We start from the raw sequence: 23,318 nt of genomic DNA on the forward strand, positions 1-23,318 counted from the left end.
GCCCTATGTCAGGCCCATCGATCGCCCGTGCTCAGCTCGACTTGTTCAGGTCGATCCCCGGAGACATCGCTCCACGCGATGCGCAGGATCTGATGGCGTGGCCGTTCTTCTCGCTCGCCAAGTCGAAGCGGACCGCCCCCATCGACTTCAAGATGGGCGAGACCTGGATTCTGGTCGAAGCCACTGTGGAGCACGGCATGGCGACCATCTGGGACGCTGACGTGCTGATCTGGGCCGCGAGCCAGATTGTCGAGGCCCGCGACGCGGGCCGGCCAACCTCGCGCCTGATCGCCGCCACGCCGCACGAGATTCTCGCCTTCACCGAACGCGGCACCGGCAAGGCGGCCTACGACCGGCTGAAGGCCGGGCTCGACCGCCTGCAGTCGACCACCGTGGCGACCTCGATCCGCCAGCCGCACCAGCGGCGCCGGCATCGCTTCTCCTGGATCAACGAGTGGAAGGAGCGGCTCGACGACAAAGGCCGCCCGCTCGGGATCGAGATGATCGTGCCCGACTGGTTCTACGCCGGCGTGCTCGACCAGGCGCTCGTGCTGACCATCGATCGTCAATATTTCTCCCTGACCGGCGGCCTCGAGCGCTGGCTCTATCGCATCGTGCGCAAGCATGGCGGCAAGCAGAGCGGTGGTTGGTCGTTCGACGTGTCGCACCTCCATCTCAAATCCGGCGTGCTGTCGCCGCTCAAGCAGTTCGCGTTCGACCTGCGCGCCATCGTCGTTAAGCAGCCGCTGCCGGGCTACGTGCTCACGCTCGAACAGGCCTACGGCCGCGAGCGGCTCAGCTTCACCCCGATCCCTGTCGACCCCATCGACGCGGCCTTCCGCCGCTTCGGCTTGTCTGTGGATAAGTGATGCCTGCGTTCGGACTATCGTTGACCGCCGAATTCGGACGATCGTTGACCGGAGACTCGGACTATCGAAAACCCGGATCGCGCGTATCGCCTTGGAATTGCAGGCGGATTCGACCCCCTTCTAACTGTGCTAACAAAGAGTCCTTCGGACTCTTGCTAACGGCCGCCCCAATTGTGGACGGACGAACATGATCGTCGCCCTGCTCAATCAGAAGGGCGGCGTCGGCAAGACCACCATCGCCCTGCACCTGGCCGGCCAATGGGCTCGGCAGGGACGGCGCACGCTGCTGATCGACGCTGATCCGCAAGGCTCGGCGCTCGATTGGTCGCAGCAACGCAGCCATGAATTGTTGCCACGGCTCTTCGGCGTGGTCGGGCTGGCGCGCGATACGCTCCATCGCGAAGCGCCCGAACTGGCGCGCGATGTCGACCATATCGTCATCGACGGCCCGCCGCGCGTCGCCGGCCTGCTGCGCTCGGCCTTGCTCGCCGCCGACCTCGTGATCATCCCGGTGCAGCCTTCCCCGCTGGACGGCTGGGCGTCGGCCGAGATGCTGGCGCTCCTCGCCGAAGCGCGCATGTTCCGGCCCGAGCTCGCCGCGCGCTTCGTGCTCAACCGCTGCTCGGCGCGCACCGTGATCGCCCGTGACACTGGCGCGGCGCTGGACGCTCACGACCCGCCGTTGCTCGCGACACGGATCGGCCAGCGCGTCGTCTATGCCGGCGCCGCCCGGACCGGCCGGCTGGCATTCGAATGCACGCCCGAGGGGCACGCAGCCGTCGAAATAGCTGCGCTCGCCACCGAAATCGAGGCGATCCGGCCATGAGCGGATCCGACACCCGTAGAGGCTTCGCAGCGCGGCCCGGCTCCGCCGAACGCTGGGTCAAGGCGCCGGAGTCAGCCCGTCAGCCAGCGGCCGATCAGTTCACCGCCCGGCTGACGATCGATGTGACGCCCGAGCTGCGCCACCGGCTCAAGCTCGTAGCGCTCCAGCGCGGCCAGACGGTCGCCGACATGCTGCGCGCGCTGTTCGAGCGCGAATTCCCCAATGGCCAAGGAGACGCGCCGTGACCGCCGCCGCCACCCAGCCGACCGCCCTGATGACGACCGTCGATCTGTTATGGATCGAGGGCCAGGTCGAACGCTGGCTGCGCTTCGGACGCGATGCCAGCGACCGGATCGTCGATCGGCGCCGCCGTATGGTTAGCTTCCGGCCCGGCGCGATCTTCGCCTTCGTCCGCTGGGCCTCGAACGACTTCGGCACCGCGCAGTCGCGCATCGACATCCTGCGCGCGACCGCGCCGGGTGAGGCCTTTTCGACCGTGCCGTTCGTCGAGCCGGGCGGTGATATCCTGCTGCGCATCCATGGCTGGCCGAAGGTCCAGCGCGTGTTCGCCGCGATCGACGCGATCGAGACGCTCGACATCGACCCGGCCGATGCGGCGCCGGACTATTGGCGCCACGTCCACAACCGGCTGTCGGTCGGAGAGACGCCGCGCGCCTACGGCCGCGATCGTCATGCGGCCTGGCTTCTGCGCCGGGCGGTGCAATCGTGAACCGGCGGCGCTGGCTGAAGGTCACGCTCGGCGCGGCAGTTCTTGTCGCGGTCACGGCGTTCATCGACCCGCTGCCGCGGTTGATGTGGAACGCGACCGCGAGCGTTCCGACCGGGCTCTATGCCATCCGCCCGAGCGACGATCGGCGGCTCGGCGAACTGGTCGCCGTCGCACCGCCCGAACCGCTCGCCGGCTTCCTGGCCGATGGCGGCTATCTGCCCCGGGGCGTGCCGCTGCTGAAACATGTCGCGGCGATGCCGGGCCAACGTGTCTGCCGCCTCGGCGTCGTGGTCACTGTCGACGGGCGACGCCTCGGATTGGCGCGCGAACAGGATCGTCGCGGTCGCTTGCTGCCGTCGTGGTCCGGCTGCCGATCGATCGAGCGAGGTGAGCTGTTCCTGATGAACCCGGACGCGCCCGACAGCCTCGACGGCCGCTATTTCGGGCCGCTTCCCGCCAGTTCCGTTCTCGGCCGGGCGACACCGCTCTGGACCGATCCGCCGCGCCCAAGGTCGCCCGGCGACCGCGCCGCTGTCGATCGACGGCAGTGACTTCCACCACCCACGACAGGAGACGACCATGCAGATCGGCGAATTTACGCGGACCCCAACCGGCTTTTCCGGCCGCATTACGACCATCACGCTCGACTTCGACTTGGCCCTCCTGCCGGCCGAGCCGAGCGATACCGAAGGCGCGCCGAACTATCGCGTCCATCTCGGTTCCGATGGCGAGGGACCGGAGATCGGCGCGGGATGGGATCGCAACGGCGAGAAGGCCGGACCCTATGTGGCAATGCAGCTCGACGACCCTGCCTTCGTGCAGCCGCTGCGCGCCAATCTCTTCCGATCCGGCGCCGATGACGCCGCACATCATCTGGTCTGGCATCGCCCGAGCAGGCGCGAGGGCGGTCCGGCCAAATCCGACGAACGGAGCTAATCATGCACGGCTTCGGTCGATCGCTCGCCCGTCATGGCGCCGCGGCCCTTGCGCTCGCGGCGCTGCTCGGGCTGTCGCCGATCACCCGTTCGGCGGTCGCGCAAACGACCGCCGCGTCGCCGCCGCGAACCAATCCCATCGCCGGATATGTCGCCGAAGCTTCGCAGCGGTTCGGCGTTCCGGAAGCTTGGATCTATGCGGTGATGGGCGTCGAAAGCGCGGGCGACATCGACGCCACATCGATCAAAGGCGCCATGGGCTTGATGCAGGTTATGCCCGCGACCTATGCCGACCTTCGGGCGCGATACGGCTTCGGCCCGAACGCCTATGATCCACGCGACAACGTCATGGCGGGCACGGCGTATCTGCGCGAGATGTACGATCGCTACGGCTCGCCGGGCTTTCTCGCCGCATATAATGCCGGCCCCGGGCGCTACGAAGAGCATCTCGCGGGCCGACCCTTGCCGAGCGAAACGCGGCTCTATCTCGCGCGTCTCGGACCGGCTGTCGGCGCACCGGCGGCAACGCAAACTGCCCCGCCCGATCCGCTCGCCTGGACGCGCGCGGCCCTGTTCGCCGGTCGCTGGGGCGCCGCCGAACCCGCCGTCGAACTTGCCGTGGCAACCGTGTCCGACGTGAAGCCGGCCGCACCTATGGCGGACAGTTCGGCAACCCAGCCTGTGCGCGTCGAACGCCCCAATGCAGGCCTCTTCGTCCCGCTTTCCGGCGATCGGCGATGACGCCGGTACCGATCGCAAAGGGGCGTAGCATGGCGAAGACCAGGCAGCAGAATGTGACTTTGGGGGCTTCAGAAGGCAGGCGGGGGAGGCGATGGCAAGATAAAAGCGCCGCCGTCGGCCGGGGCGCATGTGGTTGGTTGGACAGAAGAATTTGCGCCGTCTCACGCAAGGGTGTGCCGTCGCTTGCCCCGAAAATCTCAAGAAGTTCAAAGCTGGCCGCGCCGTCGCCGCCCTTCAGCAGAGCATCGTGAGCATATGGACCGCGATGACCGCGAGTTCCGGGTCCGGCCGGGAAAGAGCCGGGACAAGGGTGCGGGCGCGGCCCGAAAAGGCCAGAAGCTGGCCGCCCAGGTCAAGCGGGCGGCGATGCGGGCCGGTTACACGCTTCGCAGCGCTGGCGGCAAGCGAAGCAGCGGGACAGGCCATCGCGGCCGCGGCCGGGCGGCGGCCTTCGCCGGGCGGCGCGCGCCTGGTCAGCGGCGCGTCGTCATCATGGCCCGCGTGGTGCGCCACACCGGCGCGCGGTTCAGATCCGCGCCGATCGCGCGGCACATCGCCTATCTCGAGCGCGACGGCGTCACCCGCGACGGCCGGGACGCCGCCATGTTCGATGGCCAATCGGAGACTGCCGACCGCGACGCCTTCGCCGAGCGCTGCGAGGGCGATCGCCACCACTTCCGCTTCATCGTCTCGCCGGAGGATGCGAGCGAGATGCAGGACCTGCGCGCCTTCACGCGCGAGCTGGTGGGCGACATGGCGCGCGATCTCGGCACTGAGCTGGACTGGGTCGCGGTCGACCACTGGAACACCGACAATCCGCACATCCATGTGCTGGTGCGCGGCCGCACGGCGGACGGTGCCGACCTCGTAATAGACCGCGACTACATCAAGGAGGGCATGCGCGACCGCGCCGAGCAGCGCGTCACTCTCGAGCTGGGCCCGCGCAGCGAGCAGGAGATCCGGCGCGCCCTGTCCCGCGAAGTTAGCGCCGGTCGCTGGACCAGCCTCGATCGCAACTTGCAGCGGCTCGCCGACGACGGCGGCGGCATCGTCAATCTCCAGCCGGCGCCGGGCGAAAGCGATCCGAGCCGAAGGACACTCATGCTCGGCCGCGCCAGCCAGCTCGAACGGCTCGGCCTCGCCGACCGGGTCGCGCCCGCTTGCTGGACCTTGAAGCCTGAAATGGAGTCCACTCTGCGCGACCTGGCGGTCCGCAACGACATCATCAAGTCGATGCACCGGGCGTTCGTGGGCACTGGGCGCGCGCCTGATCCTGCGCGCTTCGCCCTGCATCAGGGTACGCCGTCCGATCCCGTCCTGGGCCGGCTGACGGGGCGTGGCCTGCATGACGAACTGACCGGTTCGGCATTTGCGGTGATCGAGGGCGTCGACGGGCGCACCCATCACCTGACATTCACCGACCTGGAGATGACCGGCGATGCGAGACCCGGCGCGATCGTCGAGCTGCGGTCGTGGGAGGATGTAAAGGGACAGACGCGCCTGTCGCTGGCCACCCGATCGGACCTGCCGATCGAGGCGCAAGTCACCGCGCGCGGCGCGACATGGTTGGACCGGCAACTCGTGGCCCGCGAGCCCATCGCGACCGGCGCGGCGTTCGGCGCGGAACTGCGCGAAGCGATGGCGGCGCGGGTCGATCATCTCGCAACCGAGGGCCTGGCGCGGCGGCAGGGTCAGGCGGTGATCTTCGCCCGTGACCTCCTCGACACCCTGGGCCGGCGTGAACTCGCGGACGCGACCCAAGCGATCGCCGCGCGCACCGGATTGGCGCACCGGCCTTCCGCGCCGGGCGAGTATGTGACGGGTACTTATCGGGAGCGGGTCACCCTTGCATCCGGGCGCTTCGCGATGATCGATGACGGGCTCGGCTTCCAGCTCGTGCCCTGGAGGCCCGCGCTCGACCAACACCTTGGCAAACAGGTGACAGGCGCATTGACACAGAGCGGCGGGATCGAGTGGCAGATTGGTCGTCAGCGCGGGTTGGGGATCTAGTTCGAGCGCGGGGGAACGGGCTCAGAACAGTAACACTGGAGCTCTTGCTGTGGGCAGGCCCCACGTCGAAACCCGAACCATTCCGTCGATCGTGAGCATGGCGTCCCCCGCCTGTGGCCTACCGTCTCGGAACCGCTATGACGCCTTTCCAGCCCCCGCTATGACGATAACTCGGCGCCTCCAGCACGAGGGCCCAAGGACGCTACGCGGAGGGCGAAGTTGAAGGATCTGCCAGTCGAGATGGTGTTCACCCTGCTCGAACGGGGACCGGTCACCTTGGTCACCACCGGCGATGCGCAAGCCGACAACGTGATGACGGTGACCTGGACGATGGTGCTCGACTACCGGGGCCGGTTCGCGATCACGACGGGGCCCTGGAACCACTCATTCAAGGCCCTGACCCGGTCACGGGAATGCGTCGTCGCAATCCCGGGAACTGATCTGCTCGACGCCGCCGTCGAGATCGGCGTGTGCACGGGCGCCAGCACGGACAAATTCGCCAAACTGTCACTTGCGCGTAGGCCTGCTGATCACGTCGCCGCTCCGTTGATCGAAGCCTGCATCGCCAATATCGAGTGTCGCGTCCTCGAGATCATCGAGCCACACAACATCATCATCCTGGAGGCGGTCGCCGCGCACGTGCGTGACAACTGGCAGGCTGAGCGCATGCTTCATGCTGTCGGCGACGGGACATTCGTTGCGGACGGCGAGGGCTTCGACCGGCGCGCCGCCATGCAGGCGAAATTGCCGCCGGGGATCTAGGTCCCCGACTCGCTCGTTGTCGAGCTGCCGTCACAGCAGAACCGATACGCTGACCTGGCAGCGCAATAGGCGCTCGCGGCGGCCGCGTCCGCAAGCATGCCTGTATCACCCACCCAATCGCCCGCGAGATAGACGCCGGGACTGTCGGTCAACGTGACCTTTGCACGCGTCCCGCCGTTCTCGAACCGCGGGAAATCGAACGCCACCGTCGCACCCGACAGCCTCTGCTCATGCACGACGGCGCTTCGCCAGCCAGGCTGCAGACTGTCGGCCATCCCTTCAATGCGGGCGAACAAATCCGGATTGGCCTGCTCGCCGGGTCGGAGGTAATGCGCCACGTGAACGAGCGCGCCGCCGGTCGGCGCCAATGCGGCGCGATCGGAATGGACCGATAGGTAGGTCGGCTCATCGAACCCGAGCGCGAATGTCGCCTCAGGATTAGGGAGCTGCGACAAGGCAAGATCGAGAGACATCAGACGAACAGGGCAGGTCGCCGCCACGGCCGCCGTCAGATTCTGAGACGTCGGCAGCATTTTTTGCGCCGCATGGGGCGGCACAGCTAGGATCGCCGCCGAAAAGGTTCGGACCGATCCGCTTCTGGCCTCTACCCGGATCGAACCGTCATCAGCGCGATTCAGGCTGGAAACGCGGTCCCCTGTTTTGATGGTCACCCCGGCCTGACTCGTGCGCAGCGTCAGCCCCTCCACCAAAGTGCGCCAACCGCCGTCGACATAGATTGTCCCTGCAAAGCTCAGGCGGAGTTGATCGAGCGCGGCTTTCCCGTCGATCTCGTCAAGCCCGTCGACATAGGTCGAGAGCCTGACGAGTGCGGCGATGACCATCGCGGCTCGCGCTGGCAGGCCGTTCAACGCCTCTCGCAGTGAGACGCCAACGCCGAGATGAGCGTCGTTCGCCATGTCCGTGAAGAACGCGGCAAGCGCCTGACTGTCGGCGGCGTCGAGAGGGTCATGTGATCGTCCGGTCCGCCGAAGAGGAAACGGGTGAGCGGCGCCGCTCCAGACCGCGAGGCCGTTCGGCAAGTCCGGTCCGCGACCCGACACCTTCACATCGAAGTCCGCAAGCGCCGCGCAAAGGGCGCCTGCCAGATAGAGCGCATGCGGTCCCTGGTTCAGATAGAACCCTTCCAGCTCACGGGTCTGGGCTCGCCCGCCGAGCTTCGGTGTCGCCTCGTACAGTGTCGGGCTCCCACCAAGGCGCGCGACTTCGAGCGCTGCGATCATGCCAGCGATTCCGCCTCCGATGACGGCGATTTCAGGCTTGCCCATTTCCATCTCCATTCCGGACAATTTGTATCCGGTTTAATCCGGATGCTAAATGTCCGCAATGAAGGCGAGTCAGGGTCTGGAGTGGGCGGCGCATGCGTGCGCCTTGCTCGGCGCGTTGCCGGAGGGAGCATGCCTCAGCGGCGCTAGCTTGGCCGCCTTTCATGAACTGCCGCCGGCTTACATGGCGAAACATCTGCAGGCTCTTTCCCGAGCCGGCCTGCTTGACGCTGTTCGGGGCATTCAAGGCGGGTATCGTCTGGCGCGCGATCCCGGTGCGATCACACTCTGGGACGTGGAGGCGGCGATCGCCGGTTCGGAGCCGCGCTTCGAGTGTCGTAACATTCGGGCCCGAGGCCCTTGCGCCGTGTCAATCGACCCATCCGGGCCAGCGTGCGAAATCGCCTGCGCCTTCGCTCTTGCCGAACAGGCCTATCGGGCGTCGTTGAAGCAGACGACGATCGCCAACATCACGCGCAGCGTCGCTGCTCGACGGCGTACGGTCGGGGATTCATCGATTAAGGACTGGCTGAACGAGCACGCGACCCGGTTGGAGCGATAGGATCGGCAGCCGCGCACAGGGCCATTGAAGGCAGCTCGGACGCACTACGCCAGACCCTGTTTTTCGACGCTGTATTACGAACCAGGCCTGGCTGAAACGATCAGGACTTGAACTTGGCCTCGACCATGTCCGACCTCCGCGTTCGAGGAGATCATCATGTCGGCGACCAAGATCCTTTGGGGCCAACTGCTTGTCGTCGGCCTGATTGTTCTGGCCGGCGTCTGGGGCGCAACGCAGTGGACGGCGGCCGCGCTCGGACATCAAGCCCAGCTCGGGTCTCCCTGGTTTGAGATCGTCGGATTCCGGATGTACCCGCCGCCAGCCTTCTTCTGGTGGTGGTTCTCATTCGACGCCTATGCCCCCGACATTTTTCTTACCGGAAGCTACATCGCAGTGTCCGGCGGCTTTGCCGCGATCGTCGTCGCGATCGCCATGTCCGTGTGGCGCGCCCGTGAAGCCAAGAATGCGCAAACCTACGGCTCCGCGCGATGGGCGACGGAACGCGAAGCGCGCAGAGCAGGGCTGCTTGGCGACGACGGCGTAGTTCTCGGCAAGTTCGGCCCCCGCTACCTTCGACACGATGGGCCGGAACACATTCTGTGCTTTGCACCGACGCGCAGCGGCAAGGGCGTCGGTCTGGTGGTGCCCTCGCTACTGACCTGGCCGGAAAGCTGCATCGTTCATGACATCAAGGGTGAGAACTGGGGGCTGACGGCAGGCTTCCGTTCCAGGATCGGCCGCGTGCTCCTGTTCGATCCGACCAACGCGCGGTCGGCCGCCTACAACCCGCTGCTTGAGGTGCGTCGGGGAGAGTGGGAGGTTCGTGACGTCCAGAATGTCGCGGACGTGCTCGTTGACCCGGAAGGGTCGCTCGAGAAGCGAAATCACTGGGAGAAAACCAGTCACGCGCTGCTGGTCGGCGCGATCCTGCACGTTCTCTACGCCGAACGTGACAAGACGCTCGCCGGCGTCGCCAGCTTCCTGTCCGATCCGCGGCGGCCGATCGAGGCCACACTCACTGCCATGATGTCGACGCCGCATCTGGGTGCAGCGGGCGTTCATCCCGTCGTCGCTTCGGCCGCGCGAGAGCTGCTCAACAAATCCGAGAACGAACGCTCGGGCGTGCTTTCGACCGCGATGTCGTTCCTCGGGCTCTACCGCGATCCGGTGGTGGCCCAGGTCACGCGGCATTGCGATTGGCGCATCGCCGATCTCGTCGATGGCGATCGCCCGGTCACGCTCTACCTCGTCGTCCCGCCCTCCGACATCAGCCGCACCAAGCCGCTCATCCGGTTGGTTCTAAATCAGGTCGGTCGCCGTCTGACAGAGGAGCTGGAATCGAAGACCCGACGTCGCCGCGTGCTTCTGATGCTGGACGAATTCCCGGCGTTGGGACGGCTGGACTTCTTCGAGTCCGCGCTCGCCTTCATGGCCGGCTATGGGCTCAAAAGCTTCCTGATCGCCCAGAGCCTTAATCAGATCGAGAAGGCCTACGGTCCCAACAACGCGATCCTCGATAACTGCCATGTACGGGTCAGCTTCGCGACGAATGACGAGCGAACGGCAAAGCGCGTTTCCGACGCGCTCGGCACCGCGACCGAGATGCGCGCCATGAAAAACTACGCCGGCCATCGCCTGTCGCCGTGGCTGGGCCATCTGATGGTCTCCAGGTCCGAGACGGCGCGACAGTTGCTGACTCCTGGCGAGGTGATGCAACTGCCGCCGACGGAAGAGATCGTCATGGTTTCGGGCGTCCAGCCGATCCGGGCTAGGAAGGCCCAGTACTATAAGGATCCGCGTCTCACCTCCCGCATCGAAAAGCCCCCGGTCTTGTCGGCCAAGGGCGTTCGGACCGTGGATGACTGGAGCGGGCTGAAACCGATCACGGCTCTCCTTCGTGCAGCACCCCCAACCGCACCGGCCGACCCCGCCAACGGCGGAATTCGCAATGAACCGGAACTTCAGCGGCATGAGGACATCGTCACCAGGCCGGTTCGTCCGGAGCAAGAGTTCGCCTTCGACGACGACGCGGGATCTGACCTCGATAGCGCTAACAGCCGCCATCTGCAGCAGCAGATGCGCGACACCGCGCAGCGCGCCTCGCTCGATCCCGGTGACGGAATCAGCCTGTGACCGCCAAGCGCATCAAGCACACGTTCCGGCTGCCGCCTGCGCTGTCTTCCCAGGTGGCGGACTACGCAAGCCGCAAACGCATAAGCCAGGCCCAGGTAGTAGAGATGGCGCTGGCCTCATTCCTTTCACCCGATGGATCGGAGCGGCTGGAAGCGGCGCTGGTCCGACGGCTAGACCGCTTGTCTCGTCAGGCGGATCGACTGGCCTGGAACCTCGATCTTGGCAATGAGGCCATCGCCTTGTTTGTCCGCTTCTGGCTGACCAATAACGCGCCACTGCCCGACACGGCGATGGCGGCGGCGCAAGCGATGGGACGCCAGCGCTACGAAGGGTTTGTCGACGCGCTGTCCCGGCGGATGGAGATTGGCCCCCGCCTCGGGGCGGAGCTGTCACAAGACGTTGCCGCACGCGACGGTCCGGACGAAGCCGGGAGCTGACCCATTCTCAATTCCAGAACCGAAGGGCGCCTACTTCCCATAACGGGCGATGCTCTCTAATACATTTGGCGCAGTCGCCGAAAGGGACCGAGCCTTTGTCGAACGCCACGCGAGCGCGACTCCGCACAGTAGTCGTCTGATGACCTTGCCGTCCGTGCATAACCCCGGCACGCCCCCTGCGGTCGTGGATCGCCAGTCCGCTCAGCACTACACATGGGGCGATGGTAACGACGGCTGGCATCTCTCCAGGTCGTCGGATCTCAGCATCATCTATGAGCGCATGGCGCCCAATACCCAAGAGATCTCGCATCATCACGAAAGAGCGACACAGTACTTTCACGTCATAGAGGGCGTCTTGACGATGTGCGTCGGTGACGACCGCCTTGTTCTGCATGCAGGACAGGGCGTCTCGATTCTCCCGGGGGCCCGCCACCAGGCCCGCAATGAGACAAACGCCGCGATCGAGTTCTTGGTTGTGTCCGCGCCGCCGAGCCATGGTGATCGCGTGAATGCGGATTGAGGCCGTTGATCGAATGGCATCGTCGCAGGCCAAGTCAGCATCACTTCAGCGCATAGCGTTCCTGCACCAGAGCCCCACCCCGTGCGACAGACAGGCCAACATCCGTTCGATCGCCGCTGCGATCGGGAAAGCCGCCGATCACGGAGCACGCTGGGTGCTGACGCCGGAACTGGCAACGACGGGATACACCTTCGCGATTGAGTACGGCACGGATTGGATCGGCATCGAACACGACGCCGCCATCGAAGCCATCGTCGCCAAGGTGGCGGAAACGGATGTGACCCTATTTCTTGGCATGCCAGAAAGGGACCCGACGACGGGTGCGTTGTACAACACATTGCGGGTCATTGACCGTCATCATGGTTCGATCTGCACGCATCGAAAGATCAACGCGCTGCGGGTCGGCTCAGAGGCGTGGTCGTCAACGGGCTCGATCGCGACAGTTGCCGACCTTCCAGACTTCGGACCGGTCGGACTTCTGATCTGCGCAGACGCGTGCGCAACCCGGATCGGAGAGGTCTTCAGGCGACGCGGCGTCCGGGCGATCGTATCCGCATCGAATTGGGCGGTCGGGGAATGGGGCCCGGCTGGCGAATGGGAGCGGCTTTCGCGACAAGCGGATATCCCGGTCTTCAACTGTAACAGGACCGGCCAGGACGCCGCGTTGTCGTTTGAAACCGCAGAGAGCGTGATCGCGTCCGGAGGGACACGTGTGATGTCGGTCGCCAGCGCCGATCCTATCATCATCTTCGCCGACTGGGATTTCGCCGCAGGCCAGTTGATAGGCTGGTTCTCTAGACGCCTTCGATAGCCAGCCCGCATCGGCGCCCAATCGGCAAGGTAGCGCGAGCCAACCCCGCCGTCGCTTTGTCTTTCTGCGCTAGGCTACGCCGGCCGCAACAAGCTGTTGCGGATCGCATAAATGAGGTCCTCTTAGGAGCCCGCGAGCGCCGGCGCATGAAGCGTTGCGTCGCTATTCGAGGAAAGCGGGCGTGTCGATTCATCCCCTCCGTTCGGAAGCTAGCGCCCGTGGCGCGCGGATGCTCCGCACGGCGATGGGGCCTCATATCGCCGCCTGGCTCGAAGAGCCGACGATCGTCGAGGTGATGCTAAATCCGGACGGTCGACTCTGGATCGACCGCCTAAGCTCGGGTTTGGAAGACACGGGCGAGAGGTTGTCTGCGCACGATGGCGAGCGGATCATTCGCCTCGTCGCGCACCACATCGGCGTCGAGGTCCACGCTGAACGACCGCGCGTTTCAGCAGAGCTGCCGGAAAGTGGCGAACGGTTCGAAGGCCTGGTGCCTCCTGTAGCTATCGCTCCGACCTTCGCTATCCGTAAGCCGGCGGTCGCCGTCTTCACACTAGACGACTATGTCGCCGCCGGCATCATGTCCGCCGGTCAGGCCGGCATGCTCCGCGCTGCCGTGTCTGATCGACGCAACATCCTGGTCGCTGGCGGCACCTCGACCGGCAAGACCACCCTCACTAACGCGCTGCTCGCCGAAGTGGCGAAATCGTCGCACCGGGTGGTCCTGATCGAAGACACGCGCGAGCTGCAATGCGCAGCGCCCAATCTCGTGGCGCTCCGCACCAAGGATGGGGTCGCAAGCCTCGCCGATCTCGTGCGGTCGTCGCTCCGCTTGCGACCTGACCGCATCCCGATCGGCGAAGTCCGCGGCGCCGAGGCGCTTGATCTCTTGAAGGCATGGGGCACCGGACACCCCGGCGGGATAGGCACCATCCACGCCGGCTCCGGCCTCGGCGCGCTGCGTCGCATGGAGCAACTGATCCAGGAAGCGGTGGTCACCGTTCCGCGCGCGCTCATCGCGGAAACGATCGACCTGGTCGCTGTCCTGAGCGGCCGAGGGTCGGAACGCCGATTGGCGGAACTGACGCGGGTCGAAGGACTCGACGCCCAAGGCGACTTTTTCCTCAGCCCGTATGGAGACCAACCATGACTAATCGCGCACCATCTGATCGTTGCCTGCTGGGCGGCGCCCTGAATCGACTGACCGCGATCAGCACCACGGCGATGCTTTCGGTGATGCTGAGCGGCCCGGCCCACGCGGCCGGTTCGTCGATGCCCTGGGAGGCGCCGCTTCAGAGCATTCTCGAGTCCATCGAAGGTCCCGTGGCGAAAATCGTCGCGGTGATCATCATCATCGTGACCGGTCTGACCCTTGCGTTCGGTGACACGTCCGGCGGTTTCCGTCGGCTCATCCAGATCGTGTTCGGGCTGTCCATCGCATTCGCCGCGTCCAGCTTCTTCCTGTCGTTCTTCAGCTTCGGCGGCGGGGCGCTGGTCTGATGGACGCCAGCGAGCCGATCTCTGGCTTCATGGCGCCGGTCCGTCGCGCGCTCACCGAGCCGATCTTGCTCGCAGGCGCGCCTCGCGCCGTCGCGATCGCCAACGGCACGCTGGCAGGCGCGATCGGCCTTGGCCTGCGGCTATGGATCGCCGGCATCGTAATCTGGGCGATTGGGCATTTCATGGCGGTATGGGCCGCCAAGCGCGACGCCCAGTTCGTCGACGTCGCCCGCCGCCATCTGCGCTACCCAAGCTGGATGCGGGTCTGATCATATGATGAGCCTCCGCGAATACCGCGGCCGCGCCGCGTCCCTCCCGGACTTCCTGCCTTGGGCGGCGTTGGTCGGCGAAGGTGTCGTCCTCAACAAGGATGGCTCGCTGCAGCGTTCCGCCCGGTTTCGGGGGCCGGACCTCGATTCGGCCACACCCGCCGAACTGGTCGCCACGACGGCTCGCCTCAATGGCGCTCTGCGCCGGCTCGGTTCCGGCTGGTCAATCTTTGTCGAAGCTCAGCGTGTCGCTGCGAACACCTATCCGGACGACAGATTCCCCGATCCTGTTTCAGCGTTGGTGGAGCGTGAACGCCGCGAGCAGTTCAAGGAGGAGGGCGCGCATTTCGAAAGCCGTTACTTCATCACGTTGCTCTGGATGCCGCCGGCCGAGGACGCAGCCCGGGCAGAGAGTTGGCTCTACGAGGGTCGAGCCCGCACCGGCGTCGATCCTTGGGAGCAGGTGAAGGGGTTCGTCGATCGCAGCGACAGGAGGTGCAGCTGCTGGAGGGTTTCCTTCCCGAAATCGCCTGGCTCGATGACGCCGAGACCCTGACCTACCTTCACTCGACCGTCTCGACCAAACGGCAGCGCGTGCGCGTTCCTGAAACGCCCATGCATCTTGATGCCTTGCTCGCGGACGAGCCCTTGGTCGGAGGGCTCGAACCTCGGTTGGGTTCCGCGTTCCTGCGCACCCTCACCATCATCGGCTTCCCGAGCGCCACGTTTCCCGGGCTCCTCGATGAGCTCAACCGGCTCGCGTTTCCCTACCGCTGGTCGACGCGCGCCATGATGCTCGACAAGACCGACGCGACCAAATTGCTCGCGCGGATTCGTCGCCAATGGTTTGCCAAGCGCAAGTCTGTCGCGGCCATCCTCAAGGAGGTGATGACCAACGAAGCTTCGGCTCTCGTCGACAACGATGCAGCCAACAAGGCCGCCGATGCCGACCTGGCCCTGCAGGAACTCGGCTCTGACTATGTCGGACAAGCCTATGTCACAGCGACGGTCACCGTCTGGGACGGCGATCCAAACGTGGTCGCTGAGAAGCTCCGTCTCGTCGAGAAGGTTATCCAGGGCCGAGACTTCACCGTCATCGCCGAGAGCATGAATGCCGTCGAGGCGTGGCTTGGGAGCTTGCCCGGCCACGTCTACGCGAACGTCCGCCAGCCTCCTCTATCGACACTCAATCTCGCCCACATGATCCCCCTTTCGGCCGTGTGGGCGGGTCCGGAACGGGACGAGCACCTCGGTGCGCCCCCCTTGCTGTACGGCAAGACCGAGGGCTCGACCCCGTTCCGGTTCTCTCTCCACGTCGGAGACGTCGGCCACACCTTGGTCGTAGGCCCGACTGGCGCCGGCAAGTCGGTTCTGCTGGCGCTCATGGCCCTTCAATTCCGCCGATATGCCGGCGCCCAGATCTTTGCCTTCGATTTCGGAGGCTCGATCCGCGCCGCTGCGCTCGCCTGCGGTGGCGACTGGCAGGATCTCGGTGGCAGTTTGAGCGACGATTTTGGCGATGGTGTCCAACTTCAGCCACTCGCCCGGATTGACGAACCCGCCGAGCGCGCATGGGCCGCTGAGTGGCTGGCGGTCATCCTGAGCGGCGAAGGCCTGACCGTCGACCCCGCTGCTAAGGAACACCTCTGGTCAGCGCTGTCTTCACTGGCTTCAGCGCCACGCGGCGAGCGCACGCTGACAGGCTTGGCCGTCCTGCTTCAGTCCCAGGCACTGAAGCAGGCGCTTCAGCCATATCTGGTCGGCGGGCCGTGGGGGCGCCTGCTTGACGCCGAGACCGAACGTCTGGGCGACGCCGACTTTCAGGCGTTCGAAACCGAAGGCCTGGTTGGCGCGGGCTCGGCGGCCGCGGTGCTGTCGTACCTCTTTCACCGCATTGAGGGACGGCTCGACGGTTCGCCCACACTCATCATCATCGACGAGGGCTGGCTCGTACTCGACAGCCCGGGCTTCGCCGCCCAGCTGCGCGAGTGGCTCAAGACCCTGCGAAAGAAGAACGCCAGCGTCGTCTTCGCCACCCAAAGCCTCGCCGACATCGAAACGAGCGCGATTGCGCCCGCGATCATCGAGAGCTGCCCGACCCGGATTTTTCTCCCGAACGAACGAGCTTTCGAGCCGCAGATCGCCGCGATCTACCAACGTTTCGGTTTGAACGATCGCCAGATTGAGATTCTCAGTCGGGCGGCGCCCAAGCGCGACTATTACTGCCAGTCGCGCCGGGGAAATCGCCTGTTCGAGCTCGGACTGGGCGAGGTCGCGATGACGTTCGTCGCCGCGTCCGCAAAGGCCGATCAACTCCGCATCGATGAACTCATGAGTGAGCACGGCCGCGACGGTTTCGCAGCCGCCTGGCTACGCGCGCGCGGCGCTGGTTGGGCGGCTGAACTTCTCCCATCCGCGCAAGAGGAGCCTGACCAATGACCTCCCGTTTCCTCCGTCGCACCATGCTCGCCGCCGTGGCGGCCGCATCGCTGTGCACGTTCTCCGCCCCGGCGCACGCTCAGTTCGGCGGCATCGTTTACGATCCGACCAACTACGCTTCGAACGTGCTCCAAGCCGCGCGCGCTCTCGAACAGATCAACAATCAAATCCAGAGCCTGCAGAACGAAGCCACTTCGCTGCTCAACCAGGCGCGGAACCTCACGTCCCTGCCGCTGAATCAGCTTGCTGAGCTTCAGGGCCAGTTCCAGCGGACTCAGCAGTTGCTCGGCCAAGCCCAGCGGCTTGCCTACAACGTCCAGAATATCGATACCGCTTTCCAGCAGCGCTATCGCGGCTCCAACCTGACCGGCAGCGACCGCGCGCTGGTCGAGGATGCGCAGAGCCGCTGGGAAAACAGCGTCGCGGCGTTCGAAGATGCGCTGAAAGTGCAGGCCGGCGTCGTCGGCAACATCGACAGCTCACGCACCACGCTCGACCGCCTCGTCACCGCCAGTCAATCCGCCGATGGCGCGCTGCAGGCCGCTCAGGCCGGCAATCAGCTCGTGGCGTTACAGTCCCAGCAACTTGCCGACCTGACGGCGTTGGTCGCCGCGCAAGGGCGGGCCCAGTCGCTCGACATGGCCCAGCGCGCTGCGGCGCAGGCCCAGGCGCGCGAGCAGCTTCGCCGTTTCCTGACGCCCGGCGTCGGCTACCAGCCCGGCAATGCCCGGATGTTCCACGACTAGACCGTGGACACCAAGTTGTTCGCCCGCATCGGAGCCGTCATCTTCATCGCGATCGCCATCACGATGACGGCGATCGAAATGGCCCGCGCCCCGGACGTCCCCCGGGACGCGGCGCCCCTGGCGCGGCCCGATAGCCAACCCGACGATCCGCTGCTTCTGGAATTGCGCCGCTGCCAGGCGCTTGGCGCTGACGGCGCCTCCGATCGTGATTGTCTTCGCGCCTGGGCCGAGAACCGCCGTCGGTTCCTCACGCCGTCAGCCCGCCCCGCCGGCGCCATCGCCGACGATCGTCCGCACAGGGAGAATTGACCATGGGCGGCACCGGCGTCGTCGATCGCTTTCTCGAAGTCTTCACCCGCTACATCGACAGCGGTTTCGGCCTCCTGGGCGGCGAAGTCGCCTTCATCGCCACCACTCTGATCGTCATCGATGTGACGCTCGCAGCCCTGTTCTGGAGCTGGGGCGCCGACGACGACATCTTCGCACGGCTCGTCAAGAAGACGCTGTTCGTGGGCGTCTTCGCCTACATCATCGGCAACTGGAACAGCCTCGCGCGGATCGTCTTCGAAAGCTTCGCCGGCCTCGGCCTCAAGGCCTCCGGAACGGGCTTCACGGCCACGGAACTGCTTCAGCCCGGGCGGGTCGCGCAAGTCGGCATGGACGCCGGCCGACCCATCCTGGAGTCGATCTCGGACCTCATGGGCTGGGTCTCGTTCTTCGAGAACTTCGTCCAGATCGCCGCCCTGCTCATCGCGTGGCTCTTCATCATCCTGGCGTTCTTCATCCTCGCCGTGCAGCTCTTCATTACGCTGATTGAGTTCAAGCTGGCGACGCTGTGCGGCTTCGTGCTGATCCCGTTTGGCCTGTTCGGAAAGACCGCATTCATGGCCGAGCGCGTGCTCGGACATGTGATCTCATCCGGCGTGAAGGTGCTGGTGCTGGCCGTCATCGTAGGCATCGGCTCGACGCTGTTCGATGAATTCCGCGCGGGCTTCGGCGGCGGCCAGCCGTCGATCGAAGACGCCATGACCATCGTGCTCGCATCGCTTTGCTTGCTCGGACTGGGCATCTTCGGCCCGGGCATCGCGACCGGCATTGTTTCCGGCGGGCCACAGCTCGGCGCCGGCGCCGCGGCAGGTACGGCGCTCGCCGCTGGCGGCGTGCTCGCAGGAGGCGTCGCCGGCGCGAAACTCGCCGCCGGAGCGGGCGCCAGCGCCGTAGCCGGGGCGGCCTCCGGCGGCGCGCGGGCGGCGGGCGGCGCGAGCGGCGCATACGCGCTAGGATCGGCCGGCAAGTCTGGCGCTGGCGCCATCGCCGGAGGGCTCGGCGCCGTCGGGCAGGCCGCCGGCAGCGCGGCGACCTCGCCCCTCCGCCGCGCGGCGGACTCCCTTCGTCAAAGCTTCCGCCAAGGCGCCCGGTCCTCGATCGGGGCGACCGGCGGAACTGTCACGGGCGGCGCAGCCGCCACGGAATCCGCACCCTCAGACCCGCCCGCCTGGGCGCGCGCCATGCGCCGCCGGCAGACCATGACCCACGGCGCGACCGTCGCCGCCCACACCCTGCGCGGCGGTGACGGCGGCGGCTCGGGCGCTGCCGTCGACGTAAGCCAGAAGGACTAGGCCGATGTTCAAGCGCCCCACCATCCGCTACGGCAAGACGCCCGAACCCGAGACGCCCTACCAGCGCGCCGGCCAAGCCTGGGACGACCGTATCGGCTCCGCGCGCGTTCAGGCGCGTAACTGGCGGCTTGCCTTCTTTGGAACGCTGGCGTTGTCCGGCGGCCTTACCGCCGGACTGGTCTGGCAATCCGCACGTGGCCACATCGTCCCGTGGGTGGTGGAGGTCGACAAGCTCGGCGAAGCGAGGGCGATCGAGCCCGCCACCGCGGATTACCGGCCGACCGATCCACAGGTCGCGTTCCATCTCGCGCGGTTCATCGAACAGGTCCGGTCAATACCGGCCGACGCGATTATCGTCCGTCAGAACTGGTTGCGCGCTTACGAATTCACGACCGATCGCGGCGCGCTCGCGCTCAACGACTATGCGCGGGCGAACGACCCGTTCGCCAACGTCGGCCGGGTGCAGGTCGCGGTCGATGTCTCGAGTGTCATTCGCGCCTCGCCGGATAGCTTCCGCGTCGCATGGACCGAACGCCGCTACCAGGACGGCGCTCTGGCCAGCACGGAGCGCTGGTCGGCGATTGTCACGGTCGTCCTCCAGCCCCCGCGGACGCCCGACCAGCTCCGCAGAAATCCGCTGGGCTTGTTCGTCAACGCCATCAACTGGTCAAAGGAGCTGTCCCAATGACCCTGCCGCTGCTTAAGATCCCCGCGATTACGATCGCACGCGGTTACGGTTTTACGACGATCCGTAAGCCCGGACTTGCACCGATGCTTCTGTCGGCAGCCATGCTGTCGGCCTGCGCCACGCGTGGGACTCCACCGCCGGACATCAGTTATGATTCGCCCGTTGTAGCGGTTGAAACGCCAGCGCCGCCGGCGTCCAGGGTCGAAGTCGTCGCCGTCCCTGAGCCGCTGCCGCTCCCCGGCCAGCTGAAACCGGTCGATGAAACGCCGCGCTCCGCTGAGGAAGCCGACCCTCGGACGCGGGTCGGCACGGCCAACGCGGCCGCAAGGATCGAGCCTGTCCGAGACGGATTCATCAACGCCATGCAGGTCTATCCCTGGACGGACGGCGCGCTCTACCAGCTCTACACGGCACCGGGACAGGTCACCGACATCATGCTGCAAGAAGGCGAGCAGCTGGTTGGGCCAGGCCCCGTTGCGGCCGGCGACACCGTTCGCTGGATTATTGGCGATACGACAAGCGGCGCCGGTCCGACGCAGCGCATGCACATCCTGGTGAAGCCCACACGGCCCGATCTCGTCACCAATCTGGTCATCAACACCGATCGTCGGACGTATCACCTGGAGCTTCGCGCAACCCAGCGCACATGGATGGCGTCAGTCTCATGGACCTATCCGGCCGACCAGCTGATTGCGCTGCGCGGACAGAACGCTGCAGCGCAAGCGGCGACGCCGGTCGCGGCTGGCGTCGATATCAATGCACTCAATTTTCGCTACCGCATCACCGGCGACAATCCCGCCTGGCGCCCGCTGCGCACCTTCGATGACGGCCGTCAGGTCTTCATCGAGTTCCCCGCGGGCATAGGCCAAGGCGAGCTGCCGCCGATCTTCGTCGTCGGCGCGGACGGCGGCGGAGAGCTGGTCAACTATCGGGTCGCCGGCCGCCACATCATCGTGGACCGGCTGTTCGCCGCCGCCGAGCTGAAGCTCGGGGATCGACGCACCGAGCAGCGTGTGCGCATCGAGCGCACCGACGGGAGGGATCGGCGATGACCGAGGGTGATCGAGACCGGGAGGCGGAGGAAGAGGCGCCGCCGCGGCGTGATCCCCCGCCCGACCTTCGGCTGCGAGGAGATCCGCCGCGAGTGATGCGGCTCTCCCGCAGGGCCCTCGGCTTGATGGCGGCCGTCGCGAGCATCGCGATCGGCGGCGCCTTGATCTACGCCCTCCAGCCGCAGAACAGGCGCGCTGGCGAGGAGCTCTACAACACCGACAGCCGCACAAAAGCCGAGGTGATTACAAGCGCGCCTCAAGACTACGGCCAGGCGCCCCGGCTTGGTCCGCCACTCCCGGGAGATCTTGGTCGTCCGATCGTCAGCGCGCAGGAGCGAGGACAGCTCGTACCGACTCCGCCGATCGGCGGAAGCGCGTCTGCGCCTCCGCCCAGCGCCGAAGAGACCGCTCGGCAGCAAGAACGGCAAAGGTCGCTTCAGGAGCGCGATGCCGCACGGACGAGCAGTGTATTCCTGGGCCGGCAGAACACGGGAGGCAACGCCGGCGTCGCCAGCCCTGCCTCCCTAGGTTCATTGCTCGGGGTCGGCGGCCTTGGTGCACAATCACCCGCCGCCGCGACGCCAGCGACAGCCGCGCCAGCGTCGGGATCAGATCGACGCGCCTTCCTGAACGCGGCGATGGATCGCCGGACGGTCAGCGCCGAGCGGCTCGTCGCCCCGGCGTCGCCGTACATCTTGCAGGCGGGAAGTATCATCTCGGCAGCGCTCATCACGGGATTACGCTCCGACCTGCCCGGTCAGGTCACCGCCCAGGTATCGGAGAATGTCTACGATAGCCCCACCGGGCGCATCCTGCTGATACCTCAGGGATCACGCCTGATCGGTGACTATGATGACCAGGTTGGCTTTGGTCAGCGCCGGGTCCTGCTCGCCTGGACTCGCTTGATCCTGCCAGATGGACAATCGATCGTGCTCGAGCGTCTGCCAGCAGGGGATGCGACGGGGTTTGCTGGGCTGGAAGATCGCGTCAATCAGCATTGGGGCGCCTTGGCCAAGGCGGCCGGTCTATCGACTCTTCTCAGCTTCGGCGCCCAGCTCGCCGCGGAGGATGGGTCGAGTGAACTCGTGCGCGCGCTCCGCGATGGCGGCCAGAACACGCTGAACCAGGCCGGGCAGGAGATCGTCCGCCGCCAGCTGAATGTGCCGCCCTCTCTCACTGTGCGTCCCGGTTTCCCGGTGCGGGTTGTCGTAAGCCGCGACTTGGTATTGGCGCCTTGGGCGGGTGCGAAATGACGGCCCTGAAGCTCGGCGCCATTGCCGAAGAGCGGCCGGTCCGCTTGACGATCGAATTGCCCGCTGCCGTGTTTCGCGACTTGACCGCCTACGGCGAAGTTCTGGCGCGGGAAACAGGAGAGGCGAAGCCGATCGAGCCGGCGCGTTTGGTTGCCCCGATGCTCTCGCGATTCATGGCGACCGATCGCGGCTTCGGCAAGCTGCGCCGATCATCGGGTTCTCAAGGCGGATAGCGTTCTCCGATAACCCGCAGGAAGGTCTGCAATGCCGGCGTGTCAGCGTCTTCGCGCCAGTATCCGGAGAAGCGAAGATTCGACACCAGACCCGAGGCTTCGAAGACTTCCTTGAAGATGGCGCCGGTATCCCCTCGGCCAACCGAAGCCTCGGTCGTCAGCGTGACGAACCGTGCGGTCGAAACCATGTGGAGAAGATTGTCCCGTCCGACCTCCTCGACGTCCACATCCGGCGTGAACCCGGGCTCGCTGAGCCTGGCAGACACGAGATTGGCGAGATCCTGCCCCGGATCCTGCACCGGCAGAATGAAGCGTTCACCGCGTAGATCGGGCCAGTAGATTCTCTCCTTGCCGACGAGGGGATGATCGTTGTGGAGCGCGACCATGACGCGTTCCGCCCACAGAGCTCTCCGCGCCAGGCCCAGATCAAGCAGATCACCACTTATGACGGCGAAGTCGATGGCACGCGCGTGGAGCGCCTGGGTCAGACGGCGTCGATCTCCTTCCAATCCGATGATCCGCAACTCCGGCATCAACCGGAAGAGATCGACGAAAAGCGCGCGCATGTTTCCCGTGGCCAGCGACGTCGCGAACCCCACGCCGAGCTTGCCGTTTCGCCCGTCGCCGATCGCCAGGCCGCTGGCGTGGAGCCGGTCCAAGTCGGCGAGGATGCGCCGGGCGCCGTCGAGATAGCGTAGTCCCGCCTCCGTTGGCAGCGCGCCGCGTGTCGAGCGATTGAACAGCCGAAATCCCAATCGGTCCTCCAGCAGGGCGATGCGGCGGCTTAAGGTCGCTTGCTTGATTCCAGATTCGTGCGCGGCGCGAGCAAAGCTGAGGGTCGAAGCGGCGAGCACGGCGTAGCGCAACGCCACCACGTCGAATGACGCGCTGCTCGGAGGG

The 23,318-nt window shown here is 66.0% G+C and carries 26 protein-coding genes and 1 pseudogene; 25 read left to right on the forward strand and 2 right to left on the reverse strand.

Going from position 1 to position 23,318, the window contains the following annotated elements; translation table 11 throughout:
* The first annotated feature begins 5 nt into the window (after window positions 1–5).
* The 9 genes from GGQ61_RS06450 (at window position 6) to GGQ61_RS06490 (ending at window position 6,873) form a co-directional block, all read left to right on the forward strand.
* Window positions 6–869, forward strand: coding sequence for a replication initiator protein A (locus GGQ61_RS06450; RefSeq protein WP_183770839.1), 864 nt, complete (start codon window positions 6–8; stop codon window positions 867–869).
* 187 nt (window positions 870–1,056) lie between these two features.
* Window positions 1,057–1,695, forward strand: a complete 639-nt coding sequence (gene parA / locus GGQ61_RS06455; RefSeq protein ID WP_183770840.1) for a ParA family partition ATPase — start codon at window positions 1,057–1,059, stop codon at window positions 1,693–1,695.
* Window positions 1,692–1,940 (forward strand): ribbon-helix-helix protein, encoded by a 249-nt coding sequence (locus GGQ61_RS06460; protein ID WP_183770842.1) that lies wholly within the window; start codon window positions 1,692–1,694, stop codon window positions 1,938–1,940. The genes parA and GGQ61_RS06460 overlap by 4 nt, the downstream gene beginning before the upstream one ends.
* Entirely contained in the window at window positions 1,937–2,425 is a 489-nt protein-coding gene (locus GGQ61_RS06465; protein WP_425500979.1) for a DUF2840 domain-containing protein, read from the forward strand. The genes GGQ61_RS06460 and GGQ61_RS06465 overlap by 4 nt, the downstream gene beginning before the upstream one ends.
* Entirely contained in the window at window positions 2,422–2,976 is a 555-nt protein-coding gene (locus tag GGQ61_RS06470; protein ID WP_343056062.1) for a S26 family signal peptidase, read from the forward strand. The genes GGQ61_RS06465 and GGQ61_RS06470 overlap by 4 nt, the downstream gene beginning before the upstream one ends.
* Window positions 2,977–3,004: 28 nt before the next feature.
* The gene (locus GGQ61_RS06475; RefSeq protein ID WP_183770844.1) at window positions 3,005–3,361 is read left to right on the forward strand and encodes a DUF736 domain-containing protein; all 357 of its coding nucleotides are present in this window, start codon (window positions 3,005–3,007) and stop codon (window positions 3,359–3,361) included.
* Between the two features lie 2 nt (window positions 3,362–3,363).
* Window positions 3,364–4,101: a lytic transglycosylase domain-containing protein gene (locus GGQ61_RS06480; RefSeq protein WP_183770845.1), complete on the forward strand. Its 738-nt coding sequence runs from the start codon at window positions 3,364–3,366 to the stop codon at window positions 4,099–4,101.
* 255 nt (window positions 4,102–4,356) lie between these two features.
* Complete coding sequence (locus GGQ61_RS06485; RefSeq protein WP_183770847.1) at window positions 4,357–6,111, forward strand: relaxase/mobilization nuclease domain-containing protein; 1,755 nt, start codon at window positions 4,357–4,359, stop codon at window positions 6,109–6,111.
* 219 nt (window positions 6,112–6,330) lie between these two features.
* A complete protein-coding gene (locus GGQ61_RS06490) occupies window positions 6,331–6,873 on the forward strand; it encodes a flavin reductase family protein (RefSeq protein ID WP_183770849.1) in 543 nt (180 codons plus the stop codon).
* Here GGQ61_RS06490 and GGQ61_RS06495 read toward each other — a convergent pair.
* Window positions 6,870–8,159 carry a phytoene desaturase family protein gene (locus GGQ61_RS06495; protein ID WP_183770850.1) on the reverse strand — a complete coding sequence of 430 codons (1,290 nt, stop codon included), beginning with the start codon at window positions 8,157–8,159 and terminating at the stop codon, window positions 6,870–6,872. The two genes, GGQ61_RS06490 and GGQ61_RS06495, sit on opposite strands and share 4 nt — an antisense overlap.
* Window positions 8,160–8,208: 49 nt before the next feature.
* On the opposite strand from GGQ61_RS06495, the gene GGQ61_RS06500 reads away from it, so the two are divergent.
* The 16 genes and pseudogenes from GGQ61_RS06500 (at window position 8,209) to GGQ61_RS06575 (ending at window position 22,418) form a co-directional block, all read left to right on the forward strand.
* Complete coding sequence (locus GGQ61_RS06500) at window positions 8,209–8,718, forward strand: RrF2 family transcriptional regulator (RefSeq protein ID WP_221220910.1); 510 nt, start codon at window positions 8,209–8,211, stop codon at window positions 8,716–8,718.
* A gap of 156 nt (window positions 8,719–8,874) precedes the next feature.
* On the forward strand, window positions 8,875–10,851 hold the full coding sequence (locus tag GGQ61_RS06505) for a conjugal transfer protein TraG (protein ID WP_183770852.1): 1,977 nt from the start codon (window positions 8,875–8,877) through the stop codon (window positions 10,849–10,851).
* The gene (locus GGQ61_RS06510) at window positions 10,848–11,288 is read left to right on the forward strand and encodes a CopG family transcriptional regulator (protein WP_183770853.1); all 441 of its coding nucleotides are present in this window, start codon (window positions 10,848–10,850) and stop codon (window positions 11,286–11,288) included. Before GGQ61_RS06505 ends, GGQ61_RS06510 begins: the two co-directional genes overlap by 4 nt.
* Before the next feature lie 139 nt (window positions 11,289–11,427).
* Window positions 11,428–11,808: a cupin domain-containing protein gene (locus GGQ61_RS06515; protein ID WP_183770855.1), complete on the forward strand. Its 381-nt coding sequence runs from the start codon at window positions 11,428–11,430 to the stop codon at window positions 11,806–11,808.
* The gene (locus GGQ61_RS06520) at window positions 11,798–12,619 is read left to right on the forward strand and encodes a carbon-nitrogen hydrolase family protein (protein ID WP_183770857.1); all 822 of its coding nucleotides are present in this window, start codon (window positions 11,798–11,800) and stop codon (window positions 12,617–12,619) included. Before GGQ61_RS06515 ends, GGQ61_RS06520 begins: the two co-directional genes overlap by 11 nt.
* 229 nt (window positions 12,620–12,848) lie before the next feature.
* Window positions 12,849–13,769 (forward strand): P-type conjugative transfer ATPase TrbB, encoded by a 921-nt coding sequence (gene trbB, locus GGQ61_RS06525; RefSeq protein WP_183772384.1) that lies wholly within the window; start codon window positions 12,849–12,851, stop codon window positions 13,767–13,769.
* The gene (locus GGQ61_RS06530) at window positions 13,766–14,119 is read left to right on the forward strand and encodes a TrbC/VirB2 family type IV secretion system protein (protein WP_183770859.1); all 354 of its coding nucleotides are present in this window, start codon (window positions 13,766–13,768) and stop codon (window positions 14,117–14,119) included. The genes trbB and GGQ61_RS06530 overlap by 4 nt, the downstream gene beginning before the upstream one ends.
* Window positions 14,119–14,388, forward strand: a complete 270-nt coding sequence (locus GGQ61_RS06535) for a VirB3 family type IV secretion system protein (protein WP_183770861.1) — start codon at window positions 14,119–14,121, stop codon at window positions 14,386–14,388. Before GGQ61_RS06530 ends, GGQ61_RS06535 begins: the two co-directional genes overlap by 1 nt.
* A 4-nt stretch (window positions 14,389–14,392) precedes the next feature.
* Window positions 14,393–16,827: pseudogene (gene trbE, locus GGQ61_RS06540) on the forward strand (conjugal transfer protein TrbE).
* A complete protein-coding gene (gene trbJ, locus GGQ61_RS06545) occupies window positions 16,824–17,573 on the forward strand; it encodes a P-type conjugative transfer protein TrbJ (protein WP_183770864.1) in 750 nt (249 codons plus the stop codon). Before trbE ends, trbJ begins: the two are co-directional and overlap by 4 nt.
* A gap of 15 nt (window positions 17,574–17,588) precedes the next feature.
* Window positions 17,589–17,882, forward strand: coding sequence for a putative entry exclusion protein TrbK-alt (gene trbK-alt, locus GGQ61_RS06550; protein ID WP_221220911.1), 294 nt, complete (start codon window positions 17,589–17,591; stop codon window positions 17,880–17,882).
* Between the two features lie 2 nt (window positions 17,883–17,884).
* Window positions 17,885–19,192, forward strand: coding sequence for a P-type conjugative transfer protein TrbL (gene trbL / locus GGQ61_RS06555; protein WP_183770868.1), 1,308 nt, complete (start codon window positions 17,885–17,887; stop codon window positions 19,190–19,192).
* Window positions 19,193–19,196: 4 nt separating this feature from the next.
* The gene (gene trbF, locus GGQ61_RS06560; protein ID WP_183770870.1) at window positions 19,197–19,880 is read left to right on the forward strand and encodes a conjugal transfer protein TrbF; all 684 of its coding nucleotides are present in this window, start codon (window positions 19,197–19,199) and stop codon (window positions 19,878–19,880) included.
* A gap of 83 nt (window positions 19,881–19,963) precedes the next feature.
* Entirely contained in the window at window positions 19,964–20,932 is a 969-nt protein-coding gene (gene trbG / locus GGQ61_RS06565) for a P-type conjugative transfer protein TrbG (protein WP_221220946.1), read from the forward strand.
* Complete coding sequence (locus tag GGQ61_RS06570) at window positions 20,929–22,185, forward strand: TraB/TrbI/VirB10 family type IV secretion system protein (RefSeq protein WP_183770874.1); 1,257 nt, start codon at window positions 20,929–20,931, stop codon at window positions 22,183–22,185. Before trbG ends, GGQ61_RS06570 begins: the two co-directional genes overlap by 4 nt.
* On the forward strand, window positions 22,182–22,418 hold the full coding sequence (locus tag GGQ61_RS06575) for a DUF2274 domain-containing protein (protein WP_183770876.1): 237 nt from the start codon (window positions 22,182–22,184) through the stop codon (window positions 22,416–22,418). Before GGQ61_RS06570 ends, GGQ61_RS06575 begins: the two co-directional genes overlap by 4 nt.
* Here GGQ61_RS06575 and GGQ61_RS06580 read toward each other — a convergent pair.
* Window positions 22,406–23,284 carry a LysR family transcriptional regulator gene (locus GGQ61_RS06580; RefSeq protein ID WP_183770878.1) on the reverse strand — a complete coding sequence of 293 codons (879 nt, stop codon included), beginning with the start codon at window positions 23,282–23,284 and terminating at the stop codon, window positions 22,406–22,408. The two genes, GGQ61_RS06575 and GGQ61_RS06580, sit on opposite strands and share 13 nt — an antisense overlap.
* Window positions 23,285–23,318: the final 34 nt, after the last annotated feature.

It is taken from the genome of Phenylobacterium haematophilum (assembly GCF_014196295.1).
Lineage (GTDB): Bacteria > Pseudomonadota > Alphaproteobacteria > Caulobacterales > Caulobacteraceae > Phenylobacterium > Phenylobacterium haematophilum.

Bases quoted from the DNA above. Each gene is read 5' to 3' on its own strand.
- GGQ61_RS06450 (WP_183770839.1), top strand. From the start codon at position 6: ATGTCAGGCCCATCGATCGCCCGTGCTCAGCTCGACTTGTTCAGGTCG.
- parA (WP_183770840.1), top strand. From the start codon at position 1,057: ATGATCGTCGCCCTGCTCAATCAGAAGGGCGGCGTCGGCAAGACCACC.
- GGQ61_RS06460 (WP_183770842.1), top strand. From the start codon at position 1,692: ATGAGCGGATCCGACACCCGTAGAGGCTTCGCAGCGCGGCCCGGCTCC.
- GGQ61_RS06475 (WP_183770844.1), top strand. From the start codon at position 3,005: ATGCAGATCGGCGAATTTACGCGGACCCCAACCGGCTTTTCCGGCCGC.
- GGQ61_RS06480 (WP_183770845.1), top strand. From the start codon at position 3,364: ATGCACGGCTTCGGTCGATCGCTCGCCCGTCATGGCGCCGCGGCCCTT.
- GGQ61_RS06485 (WP_183770847.1), top strand. From the start codon at position 4,357: ATGGACCGCGATGACCGCGAGTTCCGGGTCCGGCCGGGAAAGAGCCGG.
- GGQ61_RS06495 (WP_183770850.1), bottom strand. From the start codon at position 8,159: ATGGGCAAGCCTGAAATCGCCGTCATCGGAGGCGGAATCGCTGGCATG.
- GGQ61_RS06500 (WP_221220910.1), top strand. From the start codon at position 8,209: ATGTCCGCAATGAAGGCGAGTCAGGGTCTGGAGTGGGCGGCGCATGCG.
- GGQ61_RS06505 (WP_183770852.1), top strand. From the start codon at position 8,875: ATGTCGGCGACCAAGATCCTTTGGGGCCAACTGCTTGTCGTCGGCCTG.
- GGQ61_RS06515 (WP_183770855.1), top strand. From the start codon at position 11,428: ATGACCTTGCCGTCCGTGCATAACCCCGGCACGCCCCCTGCGGTCGTG.
- GGQ61_RS06520 (WP_183770857.1), top strand. From the start codon at position 11,798: ATGCGGATTGAGGCCGTTGATCGAATGGCATCGTCGCAGGCCAAGTCA.
- trbB (WP_183772384.1), top strand. From the start codon at position 12,849: ATGCTCCGCACGGCGATGGGGCCTCATATCGCCGCCTGGCTCGAAGAG.
- GGQ61_RS06530 (WP_183770859.1), top strand. From the start codon at position 13,766: ATGACTAATCGCGCACCATCTGATCGTTGCCTGCTGGGCGGCGCCCTG.
- GGQ61_RS06535 (WP_183770861.1), top strand. From the start codon at position 14,119: ATGGACGCCAGCGAGCCGATCTCTGGCTTCATGGCGCCGGTCCGTCGC.
- trbJ (WP_183770864.1), top strand. From the start codon at position 16,824: ATGACCTCCCGTTTCCTCCGTCGCACCATGCTCGCCGCCGTGGCGGCC.
- trbL (WP_183770868.1), top strand. From the start codon at position 17,885: ATGGGCGGCACCGGCGTCGTCGATCGCTTTCTCGAAGTCTTCACCCGC.
- trbF (WP_183770870.1), top strand. From the start codon at position 19,197: ATGTTCAAGCGCCCCACCATCCGCTACGGCAAGACGCCCGAACCCGAG.
- trbG (WP_221220946.1), top strand. From the start codon at position 19,964: ATGCTTCTGTCGGCAGCCATGCTGTCGGCCTGCGCCACGCGTGGGACT.
- GGQ61_RS06570 (WP_183770874.1), top strand. From the start codon at position 20,929: ATGACCGAGGGTGATCGAGACCGGGAGGCGGAGGAAGAGGCGCCGCCG.
- GGQ61_RS06575 (WP_183770876.1), top strand. From the start codon at position 22,182: ATGACGGCCCTGAAGCTCGGCGCCATTGCCGAAGAGCGGCCGGTCCGC.